We start from the raw sequence: 24992 nt of genomic DNA on the forward strand, positions 1-24992 counted from the left end.
TCACGGCTCTCCGAGCGGAGCGTCCTAGTGGACGCCCAGCCAGCTCTCAATGGGATTGAGTGCGAAATAGACCAGGAAGATCCCTGTCAGGCCCCACATGAATGCCCCGATCTCCCGTGCCCTGCCCTGAGCTGCCTTGATGGCGGTGTAGGAGATGACGCCGGCGGCCACACCGGTGGTGATGGTGTAGGTGAAGGGCATCAGGACGACCGTCAGGAACACCGGAATGGCGGTGGCCCGGTCGGCCCAGTCCACGTGCCGGGCGTTCATCAGCATCATCGCGCCGATGACCACCAGGGCGGCCGAGGCGACCTCCTGCGGCACGATCGCGGTGAGCGGGGTGAAGAACAGGCAGGCCGCGAAGAAGAGTCCGGTCACGACCGAGGCGAGGCCCGTGCGCGCGCCCTCGCCGACACCCGTCGCCGACTCGATGAACACCGTCTGGCCGGAGCCGCCCGCGACCCCGCCGATCGCGCCGCCCGCGCCGTCGATGAACAGCGCCTTGGACAGCCCCGGCATCCGGCCCCGGTCGTCGGCCAGCTTCGCCTCGGTGCCGACGCCGATGATGGTGGCCATCGCGTCGAAGAACCCGGCGAGCACGAGAGTGAAGACGATCATCGCCACCGTCATCGCCCCGACCTTGCCCCAGCCGCCGAACTCGACGTGCCCGAAGAGCGAGAAGTCCGGCATGGAGACGGCGGAGCCGTGCAGTTCGGGGGCGGCGCCGCTGGCCCACTGCCTGGGGTCGACGACCCCGAGCCCGTTCAGCACGGCCGCGACGACCGTGCCGCTGATGATGCCGATCAGGATGGCGCCGGGGACGTTCCGGGCCTGGAGCATGAAGATCAGCAGCAGGGTGCCGGCGAAGAGCAGCACCGGCCAGCCGGCCAGTTCGCCCGCGGGGCCGAGGGTGACCGGGGTGGCCTTGCCCTGGTGCACGAAGCCGGACTTGTAGAAGCCGATGAGGGCGATGAACAGGCCGATGCCCATGGTGATGCCGTGTTTGAGCGCGAGCGGGATCGCGTTCATGATCATCTCGCGCAGGCCGGTGACGACCAGGAGCATGATGACGACGCCGTACATCACGCACATGCCCATCGCCTGCGGCCAGGTCATCTGCGGGGCGACCTGCGAGGAGAGCACGCCGGAGACGGAGAGGCCGGCCGCGAGCGCGAGCGGCACCTTGCCGACGAATCCCATCAGGAGCGTGGTGAAGGCCGCCGCGAACGCGGTCGCGGTGATCAGCGCCTTCTGGCCGAGGGTGTCCCCGGCCGCGTCCTTGCCGGACAGGATCAGGGGGTTGAGCAGGAGGATGTACGCCATCGCCATGAAGGTGGTGACGCCGCCGCGCACTTCACGCGCGACGCTCGATCCTCGCCGGGATATGTGAAAGTACCGGTCGAGCCAGGAACGTCCGGCCGGGACGCGGGTGCCTTCGCCCGCGTCGTCGGCCGTCGCCCTGGGTTCCAGTGACTGCTGGGTCATGGTGCCGTCTCCCAAGGTTCACAGGGGCCCCCTACGCATGCCGGTTGCCTCGGCGACGCGCGGGATTTGGGAAGTGCATGACCCGGGGGACGGCCCGGAGGTGCACGCTTTGGTGGCCGGCGCCGGGGAGTTGAGCGGTTGCCCGGCGCCGGGGTGCCGTTGGGCGGTGTTATGCGTTGCCCGTCAGGTGTTCCGGGCGTACCGGTGTGCGGTTGAGCTCCAGCCCGGTCGCGTTCCGGATCGCCGCGAGGACGGCCGGGGTCGAGGACAGGGTCGGGGCCTCGCCGATGCCGCGCAGCCCGTACGGGGCGTGGTCGTCGGCGAGTTCGAGGACGTCGACCGGGATGGTCGGCGTGTCGAGGATGGTCGGGATCAGGTAGTCCGTGAAGGACGGGTTCCTGACCTTCGCGGTCTTCGGGTCGACGATGATCTCCTCCATCACCGCGATGCCCAGGCCCTGGGTCGTACCGCCCTGGATCTGGCCGACGACGGAGAGCGGGTTGAGCGCCTTGCCGACGTCCTGCGCGCAGGCCAGCTCGATCACCTTGACCAGGCCCAGTTCGGTGTCGACCTCGACGACCGCGCGGTGCGCGGCGAAGCTGTACTGGACGTGGCCGTTGCCCTGCCCGGTGTGCAGATCGAAGGGCACTGTCGCGCGGTGCCGCCACTCCGCCTCGATCTCCACAGCCTCGTCGCCGAGGACGTCCGCGAGGTCGGCGAGCACCTCGCCGCCGTCGGTGACGACCTTGCCGCCCTCCAGGAGCAGTTCGGCGGTGGCCCAGGCCGGGTGGTAGGTGCCGAACTTGCGCCGGCCCAGCTCCAGGACCTTCTCGCGGACCAGCTCGCAGGAGTTCTTCACGGCGCCGCCGGTGACGTACGTCTGCCGGGAGGCCGAGGTCGAACCGGCCGAGCCCACCTGGGTGTTGGCCGGGTGGATGGTCACCTGTGCCACGCCGAGCTCGGTGCGCGCGATCTGCGCGTGGACGGTCACACCGCCCTGCCCGACCTCCGCCATCGCGGTGTGCACGACGGCGACGGGCTCACCGCCGACGACCTCCATCCGCACGCGCGCGGTCGAGTAGTCGTCGAAGCCCTCGGAGAAGCCGACGTTCTTGATGCCGACCGCGTAGCCGATACCGCGGACGACGCCTTCGCCGTGGGTGGTGTTGGACAGACCGCCGGGCAGCTGCCGTACGTCCGCGCCCTCGCTGCTCTCCCACTGGCGCTCGGGCGGCAGTGGCATCGCGCTGACCCGGCGCAGGAGTTCAGCGACGGGGGCGGGCGAGTCCACCGGCTGGCCGGTCGGCATGATCGTGCCCTGCTCCATGGCGTTCAGCTTCCTGAACTCCACCGGGTCCATGCCGAGTTGCTTGGCGACCTTGTCCATCTGGGCCTCGTAGGCGAAGCACGCCTGGACCGCGCCGAAGCCGCGCATGGCGCCGCAGGGCGGGTTGTTGGTGTAGAGGGCGATGGCCTCGATCTCGACGTCGTCGACGACGTACGGGCCGATACCGAGCGAGGAGGCGTTGCCGACGACGGCCGGGGAGGCGGAGGCGTAGGCACCGCCGTCGAGCACGATCCGGCACTTGACGTGCGTCAACTTGCCTTCGCTCGTTGCCCCGTGCTCGTAGTAGAGGCGGGCCGGGTGGCGGTGGACGTGGCCGAAGAAGGACTCGAAGCGGTTGTAGACGATCTTCACCGGCTTGCCGGTGCGCAGGGCCAGCAGGCAGGCGTGGATCTGCATCGACAGGTCCTCGCGGCCGCCGAACGCACCGCCGACGCCGGACAGCGTCATCCGCACCTTGTCCTCGGGCAGGCCGAGGACGGGCGCGATCTGGCGCAGGTCGCTGTGCAGCCACTGGGTGGCGATGTAGAGGTGGACGCCGCCGTCCTCCTCGGGGACGGCGAGCCCGGACTCGGGGCCGAGGAAGGCCTGGTCCTGCATGCCGAAGTAGTACTCGCCCTTGACGATGACGTCGGCCCTCTTGGCGGCCTCGTCGGCGTTGCCGCGGATGATCGGCTGACGGTGCACGATGTTGGGGTGCGGGACGTGGCCGACGTGGTGGTCGTCGCGGCCCTCGTGGACCAGCACGGCGCCGGGCGCGGTCGCGGAGGCCTCGTCGGTGATGACGGGCAGCTCGCGGTACTCGACCTTGATCTTGGCGGCCGCGCGGCGGGCGGTCTCCGGGTGGTCGGCGGCGACGATCGCGACCGGCTCGCCGTGGTGGCGCACCTTGCCGTGCGCGAGGACCGGGGTGTCCTGGATCTCCAGGCCGTAGTTCTTCACCTCGGTGGGCAGGTCGTCGTACGTCATGACGGCGTAGACGCCGGGCTGGGCGAGGGCCTCGCTGGTGTCGATGGAGACGATCTCGGCGTGCGCGACCGTGGAACGGAGGATCTGGCCCCAGAGCATGTCCTCGTGCCACATGTCGGACGAGTACGCGAACTCGCCGGTGACCTTGAGGGTGCCGTCCGGGCGGAGCGTGGACTCGCCGATGCCGCCCTTGGTCTGGGAACCCTGGGTGACCTTGGTCGGAGTGCCGAGAGGGGCGCTGTTGGTGGGCATGTCGCTCAGACCGCCTCTCCCTGCCGGGCGGCCGCGAGGCGGACCGCGTCCATGATCTTCTCGTAGCCGGTGCAGCGGCACAGGTTGCCGGAGAGCGCCTCGCGGATGTCCGCGTCGGATGGGCTGGGGTTGCGCTCCAGCATCTCGTCGGCGGCGACCAGCAGACCGGGGGTGCAGAAACCGCACTGGACGGCGCCGGCGTCGATGAAGGCCTGCTGGATGGGGGAGAGGGGGGTGCGTTCGCCGGTCTGGGAGTCGGAGGGGGGCTTGGGCTGCCAGTTCTTTGAAGTGTCACGCGTGACATGTGACATAGCACTGGCATCGGCCGCCCCACAGGCCCGCCGCTCCGCGAACTCCGCCAGCCCCTCGACCGTGACGACCTCCCGCCCCTCCACCTGCCCCGCCGCGACCAGGCACGAGCACACCGGTACGCCGTCCAGCCGGACGGTGCACGACCCGCACTCCCCCTGCTCGCAGGCGTTCTTGGAACCGGGCAGGCCAAGGCGCTCCCGCAGCACGTACAGCAGGGACTCGCCCTCCCACACATCGTCGGCTTCCTGCGGGCGTCCGTTGACGGTGAAGTTGACGCGCATCAGGCGACACTCCCCTTCTGATGAGTGGTGCCGCGGTACGACTCCCAGGTCCAGGTGAGCGTCCGGCGGGCCATCACGCCGACCGCGTGGCGGCGGTAGCTGGCGGTGCCCCGGACGTCGTCGATCGGGTTGCAGGCGGCGGCGCACAGGTCCGCGAACTGCTTGGCGACCGACGGTGTGATGATCTTTCCGTTGTCCCAGAAGCCGCCCTCGTCGAGCGCCGCGTTCAGGAAGTCCTCGGCGACCTTGGCGCGCACCGGCGTCGGGGCGGCGGAACCGATGCCGGTACGGACCGTCCGCGTCTCGGGGTGCAGGGCGAGTCCGAAGGCGCACACGGCGATCACCATGGCGTTGCGCGTGCCGACCTTCGAGTACTGCTGCGGGCCGTCGGCCTTCTTCACGTGCACCGCGCGGATCAGTTCGTCGGGCGCTAGGGCGTTGCGCTTGACGCCGGTGTAGAAGTCGTCGATGGGGATGAGCCGGGTGCCGCGTACCGACTCGGCCTCGACCTCGGCGCCGGCCGCGAGCAGCGCGGGGTGGGCGTCGCCGGCCGGGGAGGCGGTGCCGAGGTTGCCGCCGACGCCCCCGCGGTTGCGGATCTGCGGGGAGGCGACGGTGTGCGAGGCGAGGGCCAGGCCCGGCAGTTCGGTGCGCAGGTTCTCCATGATCAGGGTGTACGGGACGGAGGCGCCGAGCCGTACGCTCTTCTCGCCGGTCTCCCATTCGTAGAGATCGCCGATGCGGTTGAGATCGAGGAGGTACTCGGGCCGGCGGTGGTCGAAGTTGATCTCGACCATCACATCGGTGCCACCCGCGATCGGCACTGCGGTGGGGTGCTCGGCCTTCGCGGCGAGCGCCTCCTCCCAGCTGGCGGGGCGAAGGAAGTCCATGACCGGCTCTCTTCTCCGTCTCGTGAGTCTCGTGAGTCGTGCGGATTGAGCCAATCCGTGTGCGGCGGGCCCGGCTCGTTCATGTCCTGTTAACGCGGAATGACGTCAGTACACCGCCCCTTACTCCGGCGGGGTCAGTCACTGAAACCATGAAGGAGTTGGCTGGCCAGCACGGGCATCTTGTAGATTCGTATGAACGGGGGTCATCAGTAACCTCCTGGTCTTCCTGTGGAAACGCAGGAAACGCCCTGGCCGCCGTCGGTTGCGGTCCGGCGACCCTTGGTGACGGCCCGCGGACCCGCCCGTCCGGGTGCCTCACCCGTGACCCTTCATGATTCATCGTAGATTTCGAGACACAGAACGGCGGCGACGAGATGCGGCTGCGCGCACTGCTGGACACCGATGCGCTGGGCCTGCGGCTGCTCGGCGGCGAGGACGAGCTGGACCGTACCGTGCGCGGGGTCATGACCACCGACCTGCGCGACCCGAGCCGCTACCTCTCCGGCGGTGAGCTGGTGCTGACGGGCCTGGCCTGGCGCCGGGACGGGGCGGACTCCGAGCCGTTCGTACGACTCCTGGTGCAGGCCGGGGTGGTCGCGCTGGCGGCCGGTGAGGCGGAGCTGGGCGATGTCCCGGAGGATCTGGTGGTGGCCTGCGCCCGCCATCGTCTCCCGCTCTTCGCGGTCCACGAGTCGGTGGCCTTCGCGACGATCACCGAGCATGTCGTACGGCAGGTCAGCGGTGAGCGGGCCGGGGATCTGGCGGCCGTCGTGGACCGGCACCGGCGGATGATGACCTCGGGCCCGGCGGGCGGCGGCCCGGACGTGGTCCTGGACCTGCTCGGCTCCGACCTCGACCTGCGGGCCTGGGTGCTCTCCCCGGCCGGCCGCCTGATCGCGGGTTCCAAGGTGTCGGGGCCCGCGCTGCCCGCCGAGGCCTGCGCCGGGCTGGCCGCCGAGCACCTGGCCGCCACCCGTACCGGCCGCCGCGGCCCGTACCGCGTGCTGCTCGACGGCACGACCTACTCGCTCTTCCCGATCCGTTCCAGCGGCCGCTCCCCGCAGGGCGCCCGGGACGTACGCGAGACGGTGCTGTCGGACTGGCTGCTGGCCGTCGAGGCGGACGCGGGCGACTGGCCCGAGGAGCGGCTGGACCTGCTCCAGGGCGTCACCCAGCTGATCGCCGTCGAACGCGACCGCCGGGACGCGGCCCGTACGGTGCGGCGCAGGCTGGCGCAGGAGGTCCTGGAGCTGGTCCAGACGGGCGCGGCCCCGGCCGAGATCGCCGCCCGCCTGCGGGTGGCCGCCCCGGTCCTGCTGCCCGGTCTCGGCGCGGCCCCGCACTGGCAGGTGGTCGTCGCCCGTGTCGAGTGGGACGGCGGCGAGGTGGAGGGCGGCCCGGTGGCCCAGTCCCTCCTGGAGGAGATCCTGGTCGATCCGCTGGCGACCGGCCCGGAGCCTTCCGACCGGATAGCGGTGGCCCACACCGGTGACGAGGCGATCGCCCTGGTCCCGCTGCCCGCCGTCACCGCCGAGCACGACGGCTCCGAGTCCGGCATCCACGCCGAGGCTCTCCTGGAGTCGGTGCGGGGTCCGTTGTCGGCGGGCCTCGACGACGACGGCCGGATCACTCTCGGCGTCAGCGCGGCCGTGCACTCGGCGGAGGGGCTGCGCGGGGCCCTGGAGGAGGCCCGGCACGCCCGCCGGGTGGCCGCCGCCCGCACCGGCCGGGTCTGCGCGGCCGGCCATCAGGAGCTGGCCTCGCACGTCCTGCTGCTCCCCTTCGTCCCCGACGACGTCCGCCGCGCCTTCACCGCGCGGCTGCTGGACCCGCTGCGGGACTACGACCGCCGCCACCGCGCCGAACTGATCCCCACCCTCGAGGCTTTCCTCGACTGCGACGGCTCCTGGACCCGCTGCGCCACCCGTCTCCACCTGCACGTCAACACGCTGCGCTATCGCGTGGGGAGGATCGAGCAGTTGACGGGCCGGGACCTGTCCCGGCTGGAGGACAAGCTCGATTTCTTCTTGGCGTTGCGGATGAGCTGAGGTCACGCGGGCGTGCGACCGGCTCGCGCCAAGTGCCGTCGCCGTCCCACGACTTTGTGAAATTATTCACCCACCCTCTTGGCCCCGCGCGGCGATCGGTGCTGGAATGCGGCCACCACTTCACTGCTCGACGGCGCGCTAGGGGAGGGCAACGTGGCGTACTCCGCCATGTCTGGGAACGGAACGACCGCTGGTGACGATCCGCTCCAGACCGCGGTGTGGCGGCTGCGCTCGCGGGCCTGCTGGGCCGACGCGGCGGCTCTGCTGCCGTCGGACACCCCGGCGTCCTCGCTGCAGCGGGCGGGGCTGATGGTCGAGCGGTGTCTGTACACCGAGCGGGGCTGGGAGGAGGCCGAGGACGCGCTGCGGACGGCGGAGGCGGTGGCCCGGGCCGACGAGGAGCGGGGGGCTGCCGCCTGCGAGCGCGGGCAACTCGCCTACGCGGCCACGCTGCACGGCGTCCGGGACCGGGCCGACGAGGCGCGGGCGGCGCTCGGTCGGGCGGCCGCGCTGATCCCTCCGGGGGCGCCGGGCCGGGCTCTCCTCGACTTCCGCCGGGGTCTGCTGGCGGAGAACCTCACCCGCTCCCCGCAGGCGGCCCGCGCCGCGTACCGCCGGGCCCACGCCGCGGCCACCGCCCACGCCGACCCGCTGTTGCTCTCCTTCACCTGGCGCCATCTGGCCGGACTGGCGCTGCGGGACGGGGAGTTGGCGGAGGCACGGCATGGTTTCGCGGAGTCGCTGCGGATCCGGGAGGAACTGGGCTACCTGGTGGGTACGGCCCCGGCTCTCGCCTCCCTCGCCGACACGGAGTCCGAGCCGGAGGCGTCCCGCCTGCGGGAGGAGGCAGGCCGCCTGTTCCGCCTCCTGGGCGGCGTCCCGACGTGGCTGGCGAAGCAGTTGACACCGCCCGCGCCGGGGGCGGCGACCGCCTGAGAAGCACCTCAGAGAAAACTGAGAGTTTACTGTGCCAGGCTGGCGCGCCCCGACCTCCTCAGGAGCGCTTCGCCATGAGCACCATCAACGGCCTGCCGGCCCATGTCCTGCTGGTCCACATCGTCGTCGTCCTGGTTCCACTGACCGCTCTCGCCCTGGTGGCGGCCGCGCTGTGGCCGCGGGCCGCTCGTCGGCTGGGCGTGCTGCTGCCCGCGCTCGCCCTGGTCGCCCTGGTCAGCGTGCCGCTGACGACCCAGGCCGGTGAGTGGCTGGAGCGGCACGTCACCGAGGACACCCTGGTCCGCCGGCACACCGAACTGGGTGACGGGCTGCTGCCGTGGGCGCTGGGCCTGTTCGTGCTGGCCACGGTCGTGTGGTGGGCGACGCGGCGCGGCGGGGCGGAGCAGGCTCCCGGCAAGGGCGGCCGCTGGTCGGCCCTCCCGGTGCGGATCGTGGTGGGCGTGCTGTCGGTTGCCGTGGCGGCCGGCGCGGTCGTCGACGTGTACCGCATAGGCGACTCGGGTGCGAAGGCCGCGTGGCACGACGCGTACCAGAAGACGGCGCAGGGCAGCTGAGGGGGCTGGGGCCGCGGGTGGTGACGCTTACCGGCACTTGCCGGGTGCCGCCCGCGGCTGGATGAAAGACACGGCTGGGCAGCGCGCCCCAAGGGGGCGCGGGGAACTGCGCGATCAGCCACGACGCGCCCGCGCCCGGCCCCCGGCCGCCACCTCTACGGCGCGACTCCGCGCAAACCGCCCCGCTCCTCAGCCCGCGGCGGCGAAATGTCCGGCCACCAACCGCCGCACGGCGTCCAGCTCCCCCGCGATCAACGCCTCCAGCAGCGCCGCATGCTCCGCCGCGTCCGCCATCAGGTCGGCGCGGGCCCCGCGCAGCGGAACCGCGCGGCGGTGCAGGTCCTCCGCGATCTGGACCAGCTGCTCGTTGCCCGCCAGGGCCAGCACCGCCCGGTGGAAGGCCTGGTCGGCCTCCGCGTACGTCACCCGGCACCCGGTCGCCGCCGCCCGCACCGACTCCTCGGCGAGCGGCCGCAGCGCGGCCCACCGTTCGCCGGGCACGCTGCGCGCCAGCCGCATCATCACCGGCACCTCGATCAGCGCCCGCACCTCGGCCAGTTCCGCCAGCTCGCGCGCGCCCCGCTGCACGACCCGGAAGCCGCGGTTGGGTACGACCTCGACCGCGCCCTCCTGGGCCAGCTGCTGCATCGCCTCGCGCACCGGCGTCGCGGAGACCCCGAACCGCTCGCCCAGCGCCGGCGCCGAGTACACCTCGCCGGGTGCCAGCTCCCCGCCGACCAGCGCCGTGCGCAACGCGTCGAGGATCTGCCCGCGCACGGACGCCCGCTGCACGGCGGGCCTCGGCTGCGGGATCGGCCGCTCGCTGTGCGTGTGCTCGCCGCGCGCGGCCGGCGTGCCGGCGGGGAATCCGGGCGCCTCCCGCGCCGCCTCCTCGGACCGCGACTGCGCCGGCACCCTGGCCGTCTCGGCGGGAGCCGCGTGCGCGCGCTGGTTCACGGGTCCTCCTCCGGCTCGTCGGCACTCGGGTCATTAACGACGGGTTGTTACTTGTCCGTCAAGCACCTTAGGCGCACAAGGCGCTGGTTCAAATTTCCGAACGGGTGGGTAAGGTAAGGCTTACTTATCTGGCAGTCGACCTCACTCGATCGGCGGTAGTCCATGATCTCCCCCGTCTCCGCCGCCTACGCACGCCTCACCGAGGTCTGCCCGGACCTGGTGGTCACGGAGCTGGGCCCGGACGACGCGGCACCCCGGGGCGGCGGCTGGGTGGGCGCCGCCGAGCTGGCGGCCGGCGGTCCGGGCCTGGACGCCTTCCTGGCCTGGGACGAGGACCAGATCCTGCGGGACGAGGGGAAGCCGGGCCGCCCGGACGTGGTCGCGACCTTCGGCCTGCACCGCTACGGCTGGGCCGCCTGCCTCCTGATCACCCTGCCCTGGTTCCTGGCCCGCCGGGTCCCCCGCCTCCCCGCGACCGCGGTGTCGTACGACCGTACGGCGGGCCGGATGGCCGTGCGCGTCGCCTCTTTCGCCTGCCTTCCGGGCGACCCGGCGGCGGCGCTGCCCGGCGCGGTCGTCGTCGGCGGCGAGGAGGCGCTGCGGGCCGAGGTGCGGGCGGCCGTGGCCGAGCACCTGGAGCCGGTCCTCGGCGGCTTCGGACCGCGGATGCGGCGGCGCGGGCGGGCCCTGTGGGGCATGGCGACCGACGAGGTCGTCGAGGGGCTCTGGTACGTCGCCGGTCTGCTCGGGGACGAGACGCGGGCCGTACGCGAACTCGAACAGCTGCTGCCGGGCGCGACCAAGCCGTACGTCGGCTCGGCCGCCTTCCGGGTGCTGACCGGTCCGGCCGGGGAGCCGCTGCCCACCCGGGACCGGGCGAGCTGCTGCATGTACTACACCCTGCGCCCCGAGGACACCTGCGCCACCTGCCCGCGTACCTGCGACGACGACCGGATCGCCAAACTCGCGGCGGCCGCGGCGGCCTGAGCCACCCTCAGGCCGCGCGCGGGCCGGCCGGGGCTCCGACCCCCGGGACGCGGCACCGCCCGGCATCCACTAAGATCGCCGGTGGCAGGAGCACTTCTGCGGGGACAGGGAATTCACAACTTCCTCACTTGCCGCAGGAACTTTCCGAGGAACCACCCGTATGGGTAGTCTTACTCGAACTCAACTCCCGCCCCTCATGCGGCAGTTCGAGCAGAATGCCGCCCTGGGGCATCCCCTTGCACTTCCTTGGCGGCCTCTTGCCCCGAAACCCCCTGAGGGCCAGTGGGATTGGGCCACTATGGCGGGCGATACGCCCTATCCCAATGCAAGGGACCCCTAGATGAGACTGACCGACATATCGCTGAACTGGCTGCTTCCCGGCGCCGTACTGCTCCTGGGCATGCTGGTCGCGGTGGCGGTGCTCGCGCGCTCCAAGCGGTCCGGCGGGGAGCACGCGAAGGACGACTCGTGGGAGCGCAGCGAGGAGCGCCGCCGGCGCAAGGAAGCCATATACGGCACCGTCTCCTACGCGCTCCTGTTCGCCTCCGCGTCGGTCGCGGCGGCCCTGTCGTTCCGCGGGCTGGTCGGCTTCGGCCAGCAGAACCTCGGCCTCTCCGACGGCTGGGAGTACCTCGTGCCGTTCGGTCTGGACGGCGCGGCGATGTTCTCCTCCGTCCTCGCGGTGCGCGAGGCGAGCCACGGTGACGCGGCCCTCGGCTCCCGGATACTCGTATGGACGTTCGCGGGCGCCGCGGCCTGGTTCAACTGGGTGCACGCGCCCAGGGGTGTCGACCACGCGGGCGCTCCCCAGTTCTTCGCCGGCATGTCGCTGTCCGCCGCCGTCCTCTTCGACCGTGCGCTGAAGCAGACCCGCAAGGCCGCCCTGCGTGAGCAGGGCCTGGTGCCGCGTCCGCTGCCGCAGATCCGCATCGTCCGCTGGCTGCGGGCCCCCCGTGAGACCTACAAGGCCTGGTCGCTGATGCTCCTGGAGGGCGTGCGCAGCCTGGACGAGGCGGTCGACGAGGTGCGCGAGGACAAGCGGCAGAAGGAGACGAACCGGCTGCGCCGCCGCGAGCAGGACCGTCTGGAGCGGGCCCAGCTCAAGGCCATAAGCCGGGGCCACCGCGGCTTCGTCGGCCGCGGCCGGCAGGACGAGGTGCAGCACCAGGTGGAGCGCGCCTCCCAGCCCACTGCGGAGCCTGCCATATCGGCGCCGGAGCAGCTGCCCGTACGCCAGCGGCCCTCCCTTCAGCCCGTCCGCAAAGGGTCTGACCCGATCACGGTCGACCTGACCGCGGAGGACGACACAATGGCGCTCCCGCGCCTCGACTCCCTGGAGCGCAAGCTCAAGGACCTGGAGCAGCAGTTCGGCTGATCACCGGCCGGCCGTACGGTACTTCGGGACGGGGGCGTGACCATCAGGGTCACGCCCCCGTCCCGTTGTGCGTACTACGGCCGTGGCCTCGCTAAGCGGCCTCCGCGTCCAGTTCGAACCACACCGACTTCCCGACCTCGTGTGCCTGGACGCCCCACGCGTCGGCGAAGGCGTCGACCAGCACCAGGCCCCGGCCGTGGGTGCCGTCGTCGGTGTCCGGGGCGCAGATCCGCGGCCTGCGGGACACGAAGTCCCGTACCTCCACCCGCAGTTGGCCCGGCTCCACGACCGCTGTCAGTACCGCCTCGCGGTCCGTGTGGACGAGCGCATTGGTGACGAGCTCGCTGGTGAGCAGTTCCGCTATCTCGGAGCGGCCGGGACGCCCCCAGTGCCGCAGCAGTTCGCGCAGTTCCCTGCGTGTCTCGGGCACCGCCCGCAGGTCGGACCGCCCCAGTCGGCGTCTGAACTGCGGCGGGTGTCCCCGTTCCGTCGTGTCGGTCTCTTCCCCCGCCGTCTGCGCCGAGGAGGCCCCGATGGCCACGGGACCGCCCCCTCGTGCCTGACTGTTCATGACCCCCGCCCGCACGCTGTTGCCGGATCCCCTCCTGATCGAACACGTTCACGGGATCCATGCCCGCTCGGGCACGGGCCAGTCATGTCACGCCGATGACGACCGGGTGTTCGGCCAAGTCCCGGGTCCGCTCCGGCCCGTACGTCTCCGTCCGGACCGTCCCGTACGCGCCAAGGGTGCCGCGGACCCGGCGTGATTCAGCCCCGTACGCAACCCCCCGAGCTGTTTCACGCGGTCCGCGGCACCGGCGAACCTGGCCGAAAGCCGACCTTCCGGCTACTTGCCCCCGAGGCCCTTGGTGCCGATGTTGACGATCTTGTGGGTGTCGCGGGTCATGTCGACGACCAGCTTCGTGGTCGTGTTGCGGCTCCAGGTGAGCGTGACGACGGCCTCCGTGTACTTACCGGTGCCGGTCTCCGTGACCTTCCACTTGAGCGGGGTGTTCTGGGCACGCAGCACCCCGTCCGCGTGCTCGCGGTTCTCCCAGGCCTTCAGCTTCTTCAGGTAGGTCGGGGCGATGTAGTAGGCACGCAGCGCGGTGGGCAGGTTGCCGCTGCCGTCCGGGTCGCTCTCGGCGTCGATGTAGGCGCCGTAGAAGTCGGCGATCCGGCTGATGTTGTCGGCAGGGTTGCCGCTGACGGTACGCGGTGCGCCGGCCGAGGCCTGGGCGGTGGCGCCGAGCCCGAGGGCCACGGCGAGGACGCCGGCGGTGAGGACGGCGCGGGTCTTGCTGCTCATGTCTGTTCCCCGTTTTCCGAGTCTGGTGTCTTGCTGTCCGGTGTCTTGCTGTTCTGTGTCCTGCTGTCCTGCTGTCCTGCTGTCCTGCTGTCCTGCTGTCCTGCTGTCTCTTGCTGTTCTGTGTCAGGGGCCGCCCTCCCCTCCCCCGAGGGAGAGGGCGGCCCCGGTCCTCGCGTGGGTCAGTGGAGCTTGTTCACGGCCGTGGTGGTGGTCTTCTTGAAGGCCTTCACGGGCGCGTCCGCGAAGTCGCCCAGCTGCCCCCAGTCCACGACGGTGACGGTGCGGCCCTCCCGGCCGATGGAGACGAGCCGGATGTCACTGGCGCCCCAGGACGTCACGGTGTGCAGGGCGTAGACATGGGCGCCGTCCCCCACCGGCAGGGTGCCGTGGTCCTGGAACGTGGCCTGCGTCGCCGGATCGTCCATCTCGATCCGGTCCGCGCAGGACACGATGTCCTCGTCGAGCTTCGCGAACCGGCCCTTCGCCACCCTGACGCTGGGCAGCTCGGCACTGATCTGACGGGCACTCGTGTCGAGGTCGGTCCGGAACTCCCGGTACCAGGAGTCCTGGCCGCCGCCGAGCGCGACGCCCACGCAGGTGTCCTGCCTGACCTCGTCCGGTATGCCGGCGGTGACTTTGCCGGCCGTCCAGGACGAGCCGGCCCGCGGTGGCAGGTCGGCCGCGGTGAGGAAGCCGGGCGCCTTGGGTGCGGCCGCCGCGGGAGCGGCGAGCGCGGTGCCGGCGACGAGTGCGGCGCCGGCGAATGCGGTGAGCGCGCCTGCTCGGGTGCGCTTGGACATGACTGATCCCCCGTGGGTCGGTGCATGGGTGCGGGATGCCGCCGACGGCGCCGGATGGTCGGTCCGGCCCTGGTCGGTGCGACACCAGAAGCATCGGCCGTCACCTCGCCGAACGGCAACGGTCACCGTCCGTTTCGCCGGCCTGGAACCATCCCAGCCCTGCTGACGTGCAGGTATATGAGTGCCTGGGATACGGACGAGCGGGGGAAGGTGCCGGTGCGCGACGACGTCGAGGAGTTCGCGGCGCTGCTGCGGGAGTTGAAGGACCGTACGGACCGGAGCTACGGCTCCCTGGCCCGCCGCCTGAACATGAACACCTCCACCCTGCATCGCTACTGCGCGGGCGAGGCGGTACCGCTGGACTTCGCTCCGGTGGAACGGCTTGCCGCGTTCTGCGGGGCGGCACCGGAGGAACGGCTCGCTCTGCACGAGCACTGGCTGCGAGCGGTGGCAGCACGCCAGCGACCGCGCACCGGGGAGGGCGCCGGACCCGCGACGGCGGAAGAGCGGATCCCGCAGATCCCGCAGGAGCCGCAAGCCGCCGCCGAGCCGTTAGCGGAAGCGGCGCCAGCAGCGGAAGCGGCCCCTGTAACGGAAGCGGCCCCCGGCGCCCGCCCCTGGTACCGGCGGCGGCGCACGCTGGTCGCCTCGGCCGTGGTCACCGTGGTGCTGGCGACGCTGGGCAGCCTGGCCGCGCTCCCGGACGACCGGCCGGACGCCGGCAGCGCGGTCCGGGACACCGGCTCCTCCACCAGGACCGCCGCCGGCGACGCCGAGCACCGCGGCGCCGCCGCCACCGGCCCGGCGCCGAACCGCACCTCGGGCACCCCGTCCCCCTCGTCCCCCTCCTCCTCGGGCGGCGCCGGGACCTCCTCCCCCGCCGGCCACAACACACCCGGCACCCCGGCCCCGACCGCCGTCCCCCTCACCTGGACGGCGAACTCCCAGCTCTGGGAGCTGGGCTGCGACCACGACTACGTCATCGACAAGCAGCCCGCCCAGGTCCCCCCGCCGCCCGCGCCGCAGGACGCCGGCACCTGGGCGGCCACCCAGAGCGCGGTGCACGGCGGCAACACGATCGTGGACGTCTCCGTGCAGGGCCGGTCGTCCACCGCCGTCGTCCTGGAGGACCTGCGGGTGCGTGTCGTCGGCCGTACGGCTCCCGCGCCCGGCATCGCCTACTCCATGGCCGACGGCTGCGGCGGCGGGCTCACCCCGCGCTACTTCGACGTGAACCTGGACAAGGACCGCCCCATCGCCCGCCCGGTGGCCGGTGAGGGCCCCGACGGGAAGACCGTCTCGACCATGCACCTGCCCTACCGGGTCTCCGCCACCGACCCCGAGGTGCTGCGCGTCAAGGCGAGCACCGCAGGCTGCGACTGCCGCTGGTACCTCGAACTCGACTGGTCGTCACAGGGCCGCAGCGGCACGGTCCGGATCGACGACCACGGCCGCCCGTTCCGCACCAGCTCCATCAAGGGCCTGCCGCACTACTGGTACGGCTTCGTGGACGGCGTCCGCCAGTGGGTGCCCACCGACTGAGCAATGCCCCTTGTCACGGCCGCGGCACGTTGCGCAGATTCGAGCGGGCCATCTGGACCATCCGGCCCACACCGCCGTCGAGGACCATCTTGGACGCGGAGAGCGCGAAGCCGGTGACCATCTCGGCCTTGATCTTCGGCGGGATGGACAGCGCGTTGGGGTCGGTGACCACGTCGACCAGGGCCGGGCCCTTGTGCCGGAAGGCGTCCTTGAGCGCGCCGGCCAGCTGCCTGGGCTTCTCGACCCGCACCCCGTACGCGCCGCAGGCCCGGGCGACGGCCGCGAAGTCGGGGTTGGTGTTGGCGGTGCCGTACGCGGGCAGGCCCGCGACCAGCATCTCCAGCTCGACCATGCTGAGCGCGGAGTTGTTGAACAGAACCACCTTCACCGGCAGGTCGTACTGGACGAGGGTGAGGAAGTCGCCCATGAGCATGGCGAATCCGCCGTCCCCGGACATCGACACGACCTGCCGCCGCCGGTCGGTGAACTGGGCGCCGATCGCCATCGGCAGCGCGTTGGCCATCGAGCCGTGCGAGAAGGAACCGATGACCCGGCGGCGGCCGTTGGGCGTGATGTAGCGGGCCGCCCACACGTTGCACATTCCGGTGTCGACGGTGAACACCGCGTCGTCGTCGGCGAGTTCGTCGAGGACCGAGGCCACGTACTCCGGATGGATCGGGACGTGCTTCTCGACCTTCCGGGTGTACGCCTTCACCACCCCCTCCAGCGCGTCCGCGTGCTTCTTGATCATCCGGTCGAGGAACCGCCGGTTCTCCTTGGCCCGCACCCGCGGCACCAGACAGCGCAGCGTCTCGCGCACATCGCCCCACACCGCCAGGTCGAGACGGGAGCGGCGGCCAAGCACCTCGGGGCGGACGTCGACCTGCACGATCTGCACGTCGTCGGGGAGGAAGGCGTTGTACGGGAAGTCGGTGCCGAGCAGGATCAGCAGGTCGCACTCGTGGGTGGCCTCGTAGGCGGCGCCGTAGCCGAGCAGCCCGCTCATGCCGACGTCGTACGGGTTGTCGTACTGGATGTGCTCCTTGCCGCGCAGGGCGTGGCCGACCGGGGACTTGATCTTCTCCGCGAGCTCCATGACCTCCGCGTGGGCGCCCGCCGTGCCGCTGCCGCAGAACAGGGTCACCTTGTCCGCCGCGTCGATCATCGCGACCAGCTTGTCCAGTTCGGCGTCGCCGGGGCGGACGGTGGGCCGGGAGGTGACGATGGCGGCGGAGGCGGACTGCTCGGGCGCGGGCTCGTCGGCGATGTCGCCGGGCAGGCTGACCACGCTCACCCCGCTGCGGCCGACGGCGTGCTGGATGGCGGTCTGGAGGAGGCGGGGCATCTGCTGCGGGCTGGAGATCAGCTCGCTGTAGTGGCTGCACTCCTGGAAGAGCCGGTCGGGGTGGGTCTCCTGGAAGTAGCCGAGGCCGATCTCGCTGGAGGGGATGTGGGAGGCGAGGGCGAGCACCGGGGCCATCGAGCGGTGGGCGTCGTACAGGCCGTTGATCAGGTGCAGGTTGCCGGGGCCGCAGGAGCCGGCGCAGGCCGCCAGGGTGCCGGTGATCTGGGCCTCGGCGCCGGCCGCGAAGGCGGCGGTCTCCTCGTGGCGGACGTGGATCCAGTCGATGGCGGAGTTGCGGCGGACGGCGTCCACGACCGGGTTGAGGCTGTCGCCGACGACGCCGTAGAGGCGGCGCACGCCGGCGCGGACGAGGATGTCGACGAACTGTTCGGCGACGTTCTGCTTGGCCATGGCGGTCGGGCACCCTTCGGCTGCGCGGATCTCCGGCTCCCCCGCGATGCCCTTCCATGTATCCACAGAGGCCGCGCTCACGCCTCCCAGACGGCCGCGGCCGTACGGTCGTCGGCGTAGCCCTTGACCCGTACCTGGGCGTCCGCGAGGAACGCGGCGAGGCCCGGCGGGGTGCGGCCGGACCAGCGTCGGGCCAGGTAGGCGCAGAGTGCGGGCTCGCCGCGCAGCGGTTCGGCGAGGCCGCCCGTGCACATCACGAGAGCGTCACCCGGGCGGGCTACCGAGGCCCGGAACAGGAACGGGTCGCGGGGCGGCTCGGGGGCCGGTTCGTAGGGGCTCGGCGGGGTCGGGATGCCGAGGTCCATGGTGAGCCGGTCGCCCTGCGGGGTCTCGGAGGGCAGCGAGCCGAAGCCGAGCACGGGTTCGCCGGGGGTGTCGGCGTCGACGCGCGGTTCGATGTCCTGCCACTCGCCGCCCCGGAGCCGGAACAGCCCGCCCTCACCGACGCCGAAGAAGACGCGGGTACGGCACTGGGGGTGGGCGGGGATGAGAAGGCAGCGCAGGCTGGCCGCGTACTCGTCGGGGGCGATGCCCTGTTCGGCGGCGCTGGCGCGGAGCTTGCCGAGGCTGCGGTCGGTGAGCCGGTGCAGCCCGGACTTGAGGTCGCCGCGCCGGGCGGCGTGGATGTCCTCGGTGAGCCGCTGGTGGCTGCGGCCCACGGCCCTGGCGATCCACTCGCACACCTCGGCGGCGGCCCGGTGCGCACCGGGGGTGGCCCGGGCGCCGGTGGCCATCGCGACGAGGACCAGGGCCTGGTCGCCGGCCCCGAACCGGGCGGTGAGCAGGGCGTCGCGGCGCGGTTCGCCCCGGTACCGGGCGGAGTCGCCGCGCTGGGAGACGGCCCGCAGGGTGCAGGTGCCGTACCGGGCGCCGTCCAGGACGGTGTCGGAGACCAGGTCGTCGAGTTCGTCGGGATCGGCGGCGGGCAGGGCGGTGGGCTCGGCGTCGTAGGTGGGCGGTCCGGAGCCGACGTAGTCCACGGAGGAGGCCGAGGCGGCGGCCGGGACGGCCAAAGCGGCCGAGGTGTCCGGGGTATCCGTGATGTACGAAGCATCCGCGGTGTCCGCGATGCCGGAGGCCGCGTGCGGCGGCGGCGCGGGCAGGTCGGGGCGGGTCGCGGGGTAGGCGTCCGCCGGGGCGTCGTCGTCCGCCTCCAGCGGTTCCTGGTCCTCCTCGTCCCACGGCCAGCGCTTGGGGGCGGCCCTGGTGTCCTCGGCGGGGACGGCGGCCCGCTGTGCCGGGACGGTCGGCGGTGCCGGCTCGTCGCCCGGTTCCACGGTGACGCCCCGGCGTCCCCCCACCGTCTTCTTCGCCGAGGCGAAGCGGTCGTCCAGGGAATCGGGTGCGGCCGTGGGTCCGGTGTCCTCGGTGGAGTCGTCGTACAACTGCCCCCACCAGTCGTCGTCGTGACGGGCGGGCCTACCCCCTGGCTGGCTCATGCCCCTAATTGTCCACCGCGCGGGGCGGATGAAAACGGGGCATCCGGAAAATCCCGCACACGACCCCGTCTCGAACGGCATGTCGAGGGACATTCTGAACACCCGTACGAGCAACAGGAATCGACGGCACGCACGAGACGAGCGGCACGGACGCGGGTGCGGAGACGGAGGAAACGGAGGAGACGGCGGGCGGGGACGAGGCGCGGCTGACGGGGGCGCCGGGGCTGACACGTGCGAGTCGCCGGGTGGTCCCACCCCCCACGGGAGAACCACCCGGCGACACCGGAGTGACCCGGCCCCGGATCCCCTGCGCGTACGCACGTCGTGGGGCCGGTCACCGTTCGCACGGCCGGACACCACGGCGCCGGCCGGAAGGCCAGATTGTGACGGGTCTTCCTGGCGGCCAGCTGTGAATGACGCATCGGATTCCCGTGCGAAGGCGCCGCGGTGACGTGATCTCGGCCGGGGGCGCGAGAACCGGCCCGCCGGCCTGCGCGTCCCGCGGTCGTCCGGCACTCTGGGCAGATGGGAGCAGGGGAACTCCTGCTGGTCGGCCTGGTGCTGGTGCTCGGCCTGTGCGGGGTACTGGTGCCCGGGGTGCCGGGTACGGGACTGGTGTGGGCCGCGGTGCTGTGGTGGGCGCTGTACGACCCGCGCCCGGTGGCGTGGGCGGTCCTGGTCGGGGCAAGCGTGGTGCTGCTGGTGGCGCTGGTGGTCCGCTGGACCCTGCCCCCGCGCCGGCTCCGGGCGAGCGGTGCCACCCCCCGGATGGGCGTGTACGCAGGCGCCGGCGCCGTCCTCGGCTTCGTCCTGCTCCCCGTCGTCGGCGCGATCCCCGGTTTCATGGCCGGGATCTACCTGCACGAACGCCTCCGGCTGGGCCGGGCCGCCGAGGCGCGGGCCGCCCTGCGCACCACGATGGACGCGGGCGGCTCCAGCGTGCTGGCCGAGCTGTTCGCGTGCCTGCTGGTCACGGCCGGCTGGCTGACCGCGGTGGTCTGGGCCGGCCGCTGAGGCGTCAGAGCAGGTCGACGAGCGGGACGGCGGCGGCCAGGGCGTACATGCCGGCGTCGTTGAAGTGCAGGTGGTCGCCGGGGTCGTAGGCGGGCCGGATCCGGGCGGGCTGCTGCGGATCCCGTACGACGGCGTCGAAGTCGACGTACGCGTCGAAGACGCGCCCGGTGCGGATCAGGGCGTTCACCCGCTGCCGTACGGCCTCCCGGGCGTCGGTGTACCCGCTGTACCCGGCATACGGCGTGAGGGTCGCGCCGACCACCCGGATCCCGCGCTCGTGGGCGCGGGCCACGACGGTCCGGTAGGCCCGCACGAAGTCACCGGGGTCCGTGGCCTCCGGGGTGCCCTTGATGTCGTTGATGCCTTCGAGGAGGAACAGGGTCCGCACCCCGCTCCGGTCGAGCGCGTCGGCGTCCAGGCGCCGCAGTGCGCTCGGTCCTCCGGTGCTGTCGAGCAGCAGCCGGTTGCCGGAGATCCCGGCGTTCAGGACGCCGATCCGGAGGGGCCGCAGCCGGTCCGCGAGGCGGTCGGGCCAGCGGTGGTTGGTGCCGAAGGTGGAGCCGTTGCCGTCGGTGAGGGAGTCTCCGAAGGCGACCACGGTGCCGAGGGTCACGCTCCGGACGTCGACGCCGGCGACGTAGTACCAGTTGCCGGTGGTGCGGGTGTAGGCGCCCCCGCCCTCGTCGTCGGCCCGCCCGGCCCCGCTTCTGGCGAGGTAGCCGGTCTGGAGCGCGACCCGGTGGTAGGTGGCGGGCCCGGAGTCGCCCGGGGTCTCGACGCTCACCAGCAGATCGGCGCCGCCTTTCACGGCGAGCGGCACCGCGTCACTGACCAGGTCCTGCCCGGCGGGTACGACCGCGGTGCCGGCGCCTCCGAAGGTGGCGACCCGCATCGAGCCGGGTACGGCGTCCGGGCTGTCGCCCTGCCGCAGGGCGACCGTCACGGCGCCGAGCCGGAGCGGGGCGCTGCCGAGCCGGTTACTGACCCGCACGCGCACCGCGCCGCCGCCGACGCTCAGGTGAACGACGTTGCGGAACGCGGCGCCGGGCATCGCCGGGGCGGTACCGGAGGGCGCGGCCTCCCAGCTCCCGGCCCACAGCGAGGGCCCCGCATCGGCACCGGCACCGGCCCGCCCGGTCGCCGCCACCACCAGCGACAACGCCACCGCGAGCACCCGCCCGACCCTGCCCATCCACACCCGCCCTTCCGAAGGCCCACTGGACGGGAAGGTGGCATACGGGGCGATCTCCTGCACAGCAACTCGACCACGAGACCACCCGCCTGGCGGAGCGCGGACGGAGGGACGGTGGCGGTCGTGGTGCGACCGCGGGCGGGTGGGGTCAGGGAGATCCGCGACGGCTTCGCGGCGGACTCCGCTAGGAGTTCTTCGCCGCCCGGGCCCGATGGGCCGCGACCGTCGTCCGGCTCGCGCAGGCGTTGGAACAGAACCGGCGCGTCCGGTTCCGTGACTGGTCCACGAAGTAGTTCGCGCATCCGGCCGCGGCGCACCGCCCCAGCGTCACCGCCGGATCCCCGGCCGCGACCAGGGCCAGCTGGGCGGCGATCAGCTGGCCGGCCCAGCGCTGGGCCGGGGTGCCGTTGCGGCTGAAGTGGATGTGCCAGCCGGAGCCGTCGTGGTCGGACAGGTGCATCTCCGGCGGGTAGTCGCGCAGCAGGCGGTGCACGGCGTCGGGGGTGGCGCCGTCGACCGCCTGCGCCAGCGCCGTGCGCACGAGGTCCGGCAGTTCGCCGTAGTCACCGCCCGGCGGCGGCGCGACCTCGTGCTCCGTGAAGAACGCGGCGACCAGTTCGCCGTGCCGGTCGAGGGTCCCGGTATTGGCCAGCTCGACGGCCAGCCGTGTCACGTTCCCAATGTAGTCACCGTATTGCACTTGACCGCCTACATCGCCGCTTTCTAATGTAGGCGCCATGGTAACTGATGACGCCTACATGGCCCGCCGTCTGCACCTGCTCGGGGAGTGGGACGCCGCGCTCGCCGTCCTGGACCCGGACACCGAGCCCGAGCTGCGCGCGGAGATCGCCGTCGACCGCTGGTTCTTCCGGATCGAGGGCCATGAGGAGGCCGAGAAGGCGGTCGCGGCGCTCGATCCCGCATCACCGGCCGCGCACCTGCTCACGGCGCGACTGGCCTACAGCCGCCTGCTGTTCCGGCGCGACCCCCGCCCCGACGACCGCGCCGCGGCCGAGGCCGGCTACCGCGCGGCGGCCGAGGGCGGCGACGAGAAGACGCGCGGTTGGGCCGAGTACCACTGGGCCGTCCTGCTGGACAACATCGACGAGGACCCGGCCGGCGCCCTGCCGCGCTACGAGACGGCTCTGGAGATCGCGACAAGGTCCGGCGACGGCTACTTCGAGTCCTACATCATCCGGCACCTCGCACCGCACAAGGAGCCCGCCGAGCGGCTGGCGATGCTGCGCCGCTCACTGCACCTGCGCGCCGCGCTGGGTGCCCGGCCCCAGACCATCGCCTCACAGGCCCTCCTCGCCGACAACCTCCCCGAAGGCGATCCCGAGCGGGCCGAGCTCATGCGGACCTTCCGCCCCGGCGCGGAAGAACTGCGCATCGGCTGGCTCCAGTCCGAGGACTGATCCGCCGAGCGCCCCGGCCCCGAGCGGAGTGCGGCGGGGCCGGCCCCATGCACCGTCCGGGCTCTCACCGCCCCTCCAGCGTCAGCAGCCACACCTTCCGCTCAAGTCCCCCCGCATACCCGGTCATCGACCCGTCCGCCCCGATCACCCGATGACAGGGCCGCACGATCAGCAGCGGGTTGGCCCCGATCGCCCCGCCGACCGCGCGAACCGCCATCCGGGACGCCCCGATCCGCGCGGCGATCTCGCCGTACGTCGTCGTCGCCCCGTACGGAACGCCGTCGAGCGCCTTCCACACCCGCTCCCGGAACTCGGTGCCGTGCGCGCTCAACTCCAGCTGGAATTCCTTGAGTTCACCGGCGAAGTAGGCGGCGAGCTGGTCCTCGGCGGCCCGGAACGGACCGGGATCGGACAGCCACCCCGCCTGCACGCTCCGGCCGCCCTTCTGGCCGGGCACGGACAGCGAGGTCAGCGCCCCTTCGCCGTCGGCGGTCAGGAGCAACTCCCCCACGGGCGAAGCGATCCGCGTCCAGTACGTGACACCCATCAGTTGCTCGACTCTCCTTCCACCAGCAGATGCCGGACGGCGTACGACCGCCAGGGCCGCCACTCGTCCGGTACGCCCTGCCCGGGCAGGCCCGGCAGGGCGACGTCGGGATCGGCGAGGGCGCGGACGCGGATGGTGGCGATCACCGCCGGGTCCATCCCGGGCAGGGCACGCAACGCCGCCTCCGCCGCGTCCCGGTCGGCGCCCGCATCCAGCCGTACCGTCCCGTCGGCGAGCGCCGCGGCCAGCGCACCGAGGCCGCCGCCGGGCTCCGCACCCGCGAGCACGGCGGGCTCGGGGAAGAGGTGGGTGAGGCCGCCGGACGGGGCGTCCAGCGCCTTGCCGTACCGCCGCACCAGCCGCTCGGCGTCCTCGGTGCCGACGAGCGCCCGTACGGCGGCCTCGGCCGGGTCCGCGGCGCCGGGTGACCGCAGTCCCGGCCGGGCGGCGACCAGCGGAGCGAGCCGTGGGTCGGCGGCGAGCCGCTCGTCGACGGCGTACGGATCGGCGTCGAGGTCGAACAGCCGGCGCAACCGCTGTACGGCCGTGGTCAGGTCGCGCGGGTCGGTGAGACGCAGCCGGGCGTCGAGCCAGCCGCCGGAACGGTCGCCGGGGCCCGTACCGGTCGTGGCGGTCGTGGCGGTCGTACCGGTGCGCTCCTCGACGGCGACGACGGCGTGGCCGTACGGCAGTCGCAGGGTACGGCGGTAGGTGCGCGCGCCGGGGGTGCCGGTGATCTCCTCCACGCCGGGCACGGATTCCCGCTCCAGCAGGTCGAAGACGGGGCCGGCCTGGTACGGGCCGCGATGGGCGAGCCGCAGCGGGATCCCGGCGGCCGGGGAACCGCGCCGTGCGCCCCGACCGCCGGGCGCGGCCTCGCGCAGCCCGCTCGGGGTGGTGGCGTACACCGCGCGGACGGTGTCGTTGAACTGCCGCACGCTGGCGAATCCGCTCGCGAAGGCGATCTCCGTGATCGGCATTTCGGTGGTCTGGAGCAGCGTGCGCGCGGCGTGCGCCCGCTGGGCCCGGGCGAGGGCGACGGGGCCGGCGCCGAGCTCGGCGGTCAGCTGCCGCTGCACCTGGCGTGCGCTGTAGCCGAGCCGGCCGGCGAGCCCGCCGACGCCCTCCCGGTCCACGACACCGTCGCCGATCAGCCGCATGGCCCGGCCGACGACATCGGCGCGGACGTTCCACTCGGCGGACCCTGGCACGGCGTCCGGGCGGCAGCGGCGGCAGGCCCGGAAGCCGGAGCCCTGGGCGGCCGCGGCGGTCGGGAAGAAACGCACGTTGCGCCGCTTCGGGGTGACGGCGGGGCAGCTGGGACGGCAGTAGATGCCGGTGGTCTCGACAGCGAAGAAGAACGCGCCGTCGAACCGGCCGTCCCGGCTGCGCACCGCCTCGTACCTGGTGTCTTCGTCCATCACGGGTCAAGTGTGGGCGATGGCGAAGGACGGGGCTGGCGGGAATCGGACATGACGTTGAAGCGCCCCCGCCAGGGGCGCG

The 24992-nt window shown here is 72.6% G+C and carries 22 protein-coding genes; 8 read left to right on the forward strand and 14 right to left on the reverse strand.

Annotation, left to right across the window (positions count from 1 at the left end; translation table 11 throughout):
* Positions 1–24: 24 nt before the first annotated feature.
* The 4 genes from ACWGKQ_RS11165 to ACWGKQ_RS11180 form a co-directional block, all read right to left on the reverse strand.
* Complete coding sequence (locus ACWGKQ_RS11165) at positions 25–1485, reverse strand: NCS2 family permease (RefSeq protein WP_453291616.1); 1461 nt, start codon at positions 1483–1485, stop codon at positions 25–27.
* Between the two features lie 169 nt (positions 1486–1654).
* On the reverse strand, positions 1655–4051 hold the full coding sequence (locus ACWGKQ_RS11170) for a xanthine dehydrogenase family protein molybdopterin-binding subunit (protein WP_453291617.1): 2397 nt from the start codon (positions 4049–4051) through the stop codon (positions 1655–1657).
* A gap of 5 nt (positions 4052–4056) precedes the next feature.
* Positions 4057–4644, reverse strand: a complete 588-nt coding sequence (locus ACWGKQ_RS11175; RefSeq protein WP_453291618.1) for a (2Fe-2S)-binding protein — start codon at positions 4642–4644, stop codon at positions 4057–4059.
* Positions 4644–5534, reverse strand: coding sequence for an FAD binding domain-containing protein (locus ACWGKQ_RS11180; RefSeq protein WP_453291619.1), 891 nt, complete (start codon positions 5532–5534; stop codon positions 4644–4646). Before ACWGKQ_RS11180 ends, ACWGKQ_RS11175 begins: the two co-directional genes overlap by 1 nt.
* A 374-nt stretch (positions 5535–5908) precedes the next feature.
* Between ACWGKQ_RS11180 and ACWGKQ_RS11185 the strand changes: the two genes are divergently transcribed.
* The 3 genes from ACWGKQ_RS11185 to ACWGKQ_RS11195 all read left to right on the forward strand — a co-directional run bounded on the left by ACWGKQ_RS11185 (position 5909) and on the right by ACWGKQ_RS11195 (position 9093).
* Complete coding sequence (locus tag ACWGKQ_RS11185; protein ID WP_453291620.1) at positions 5909–7582, forward strand: PucR family transcriptional regulator; 1674 nt, start codon at positions 5909–5911, stop codon at positions 7580–7582.
* 168 nt (positions 7583–7750) lie between these two features.
* Positions 7751–8518: a hypothetical protein gene (locus ACWGKQ_RS11190; RefSeq protein WP_453291621.1), complete on the forward strand. Its 768-nt coding sequence runs from the start codon at positions 7751–7753 to the stop codon at positions 8516–8518.
* 74 nt (positions 8519–8592) lie between these two features.
* Positions 8593–9093 (forward strand): DUF2231 domain-containing protein, encoded by a 501-nt coding sequence (locus ACWGKQ_RS11195; RefSeq protein WP_453291622.1) that lies wholly within the window; start codon positions 8593–8595, stop codon positions 9091–9093.
* Positions 9094–9282: 189 nt separating this feature from the next.
* Here the strand turns inward: ACWGKQ_RS11195 and ACWGKQ_RS11200 are convergent, their stop codons facing one another.
* Complete coding sequence (locus tag ACWGKQ_RS11200) at positions 9283–10050, reverse strand: GntR family transcriptional regulator (protein WP_453291623.1); 768 nt, start codon at positions 10048–10050, stop codon at positions 9283–9285.
* A 162-nt stretch (positions 10051–10212) separates the two neighbouring features.
* Between ACWGKQ_RS11200 and ACWGKQ_RS11205 the strand changes: the two genes are divergently transcribed.
* Both ACWGKQ_RS11205 and ACWGKQ_RS11210 read left to right on the forward strand, forming a co-directional pair.
* Positions 10213–11037: a (2Fe-2S)-binding protein gene (locus ACWGKQ_RS11205; RefSeq protein WP_453291624.1), complete on the forward strand. Its 825-nt coding sequence runs from the start codon at positions 10213–10215 to the stop codon at positions 11035–11037.
* Positions 11038–11377: 340 nt separating this feature from the next.
* Positions 11378–12412 carry a DUF2637 domain-containing protein gene (locus ACWGKQ_RS11210; RefSeq protein ID WP_189266992.1) on the forward strand — a complete coding sequence of 345 codons (1035 nt, stop codon included), beginning with the start codon at positions 11378–11380 and terminating at the stop codon, positions 12410–12412.
* Between the two features lie 91 nt (positions 12413–12503).
* On the opposite strand, the gene ACWGKQ_RS11215 is transcribed toward ACWGKQ_RS11210, so the two are convergent.
* From ACWGKQ_RS11215 to ACWGKQ_RS11225, 3 genes are all read right to left on the reverse strand, one after another.
* Complete coding sequence (locus ACWGKQ_RS11215) at positions 12504–12953, reverse strand: ATP-binding protein (protein WP_453291625.1); 450 nt, start codon at positions 12951–12953, stop codon at positions 12504–12506.
* A gap of 306 nt (positions 12954–13259) precedes the next feature.
* Positions 13260–13721 carry a hypothetical protein gene (locus ACWGKQ_RS11220; RefSeq protein WP_453291626.1) on the reverse strand — a complete coding sequence of 154 codons (462 nt, stop codon included), beginning with the start codon at positions 13719–13721 and terminating at the stop codon, positions 13260–13262.
* A gap of 179 nt (positions 13722–13900) precedes the next feature.
* A complete protein-coding gene (locus ACWGKQ_RS11225) occupies positions 13901–14521 on the reverse strand; it encodes a hypothetical protein (RefSeq protein ID WP_453291627.1) in 621 nt (206 codons plus the stop codon).
* Between the two features lie 177 nt (positions 14522–14698).
* On the opposite strand from ACWGKQ_RS11225, the gene ACWGKQ_RS11230 reads away from it, so the two are divergent.
* Entirely contained in the window at positions 14699–16063 is a 1365-nt protein-coding gene (locus ACWGKQ_RS11230) for a helix-turn-helix domain-containing protein (protein WP_453291628.1), read from the forward strand.
* Positions 16064–16076: 13 nt separating this feature from the next.
* On the opposite strand, the gene ACWGKQ_RS11235 is transcribed toward ACWGKQ_RS11230, so the two are convergent.
* Positions 16077–17819, reverse strand: a complete 1743-nt coding sequence (locus ACWGKQ_RS11235) for a pyruvate dehydrogenase (RefSeq protein ID WP_453291629.1) — start codon at positions 17817–17819, stop codon at positions 16077–16079.
* Positions 17820–17896: 77 nt separating this feature from the next.
* Positions 17897–19318 (reverse strand): protein phosphatase 2C domain-containing protein, encoded by a 1422-nt coding sequence (locus tag ACWGKQ_RS11240; protein WP_453291630.1) that lies wholly within the window; start codon positions 19316–19318, stop codon positions 17897–17899.
* 525 nt (positions 19319–19843) lie between these two features.
* On the opposite strand from ACWGKQ_RS11240, the gene ACWGKQ_RS11245 reads away from it, so the two are divergent.
* A complete protein-coding gene (locus ACWGKQ_RS11245) occupies positions 19844–20332 on the forward strand; it encodes a DUF456 domain-containing protein (RefSeq protein ID WP_453291631.1) in 489 nt (162 codons plus the stop codon).
* 4 nt (positions 20333–20336) lie between these two features.
* On the opposite strand, the gene ACWGKQ_RS11250 is transcribed toward ACWGKQ_RS11245, so the two are convergent.
* Positions 20337–21524 carry an SGNH/GDSL hydrolase family protein gene (locus tag ACWGKQ_RS11250; protein WP_453291632.1) on the reverse strand — a complete coding sequence of 396 codons (1188 nt, stop codon included), beginning with the start codon at positions 21522–21524 and terminating at the stop codon, positions 20337–20339.
* 184 nt (positions 21525–21708) lie between these two features.
* A complete protein-coding gene (locus ACWGKQ_RS11255; RefSeq protein WP_453291633.1) occupies positions 21709–22197 on the reverse strand; it encodes a CGNR zinc finger domain-containing protein in 489 nt (162 codons plus the stop codon).
* 64 nt (positions 22198–22261) lie between these two features.
* Here ACWGKQ_RS11255 and ACWGKQ_RS11260 point away from each other — a divergent pair, with 64 nt between their 5' ends.
* Complete coding sequence (locus ACWGKQ_RS11260; protein WP_453291634.1) at positions 22262–22942, forward strand: hypothetical protein; 681 nt, start codon at positions 22262–22264, stop codon at positions 22940–22942.
* Positions 22943–23006: 64 nt separating this feature from the next.
* Here the strand turns inward: ACWGKQ_RS11260 and ACWGKQ_RS11265 are convergent, their stop codons facing one another.
* Positions 23007–23489 carry a methylated-DNA--[protein]-cysteine S-methyltransferase gene (locus ACWGKQ_RS11265; protein ID WP_453291635.1) on the reverse strand — a complete coding sequence of 161 codons (483 nt, stop codon included), beginning with the start codon at positions 23487–23489 and terminating at the stop codon, positions 23007–23009.
* On the reverse strand, positions 23489–24910 hold the full coding sequence (locus ACWGKQ_RS11270) for a DNA-3-methyladenine glycosylase 2 family protein (RefSeq protein ID WP_453291702.1): 1422 nt from the start codon (positions 24908–24910) through the stop codon (positions 23489–23491). Before ACWGKQ_RS11270 ends, ACWGKQ_RS11265 begins: the two co-directional genes overlap by 1 nt.
* Positions 24911–24992: the final 82 nt, after the last annotated feature.

The organism is Streptomyces sp. NPDC054770, assembly GCF_053611985.1.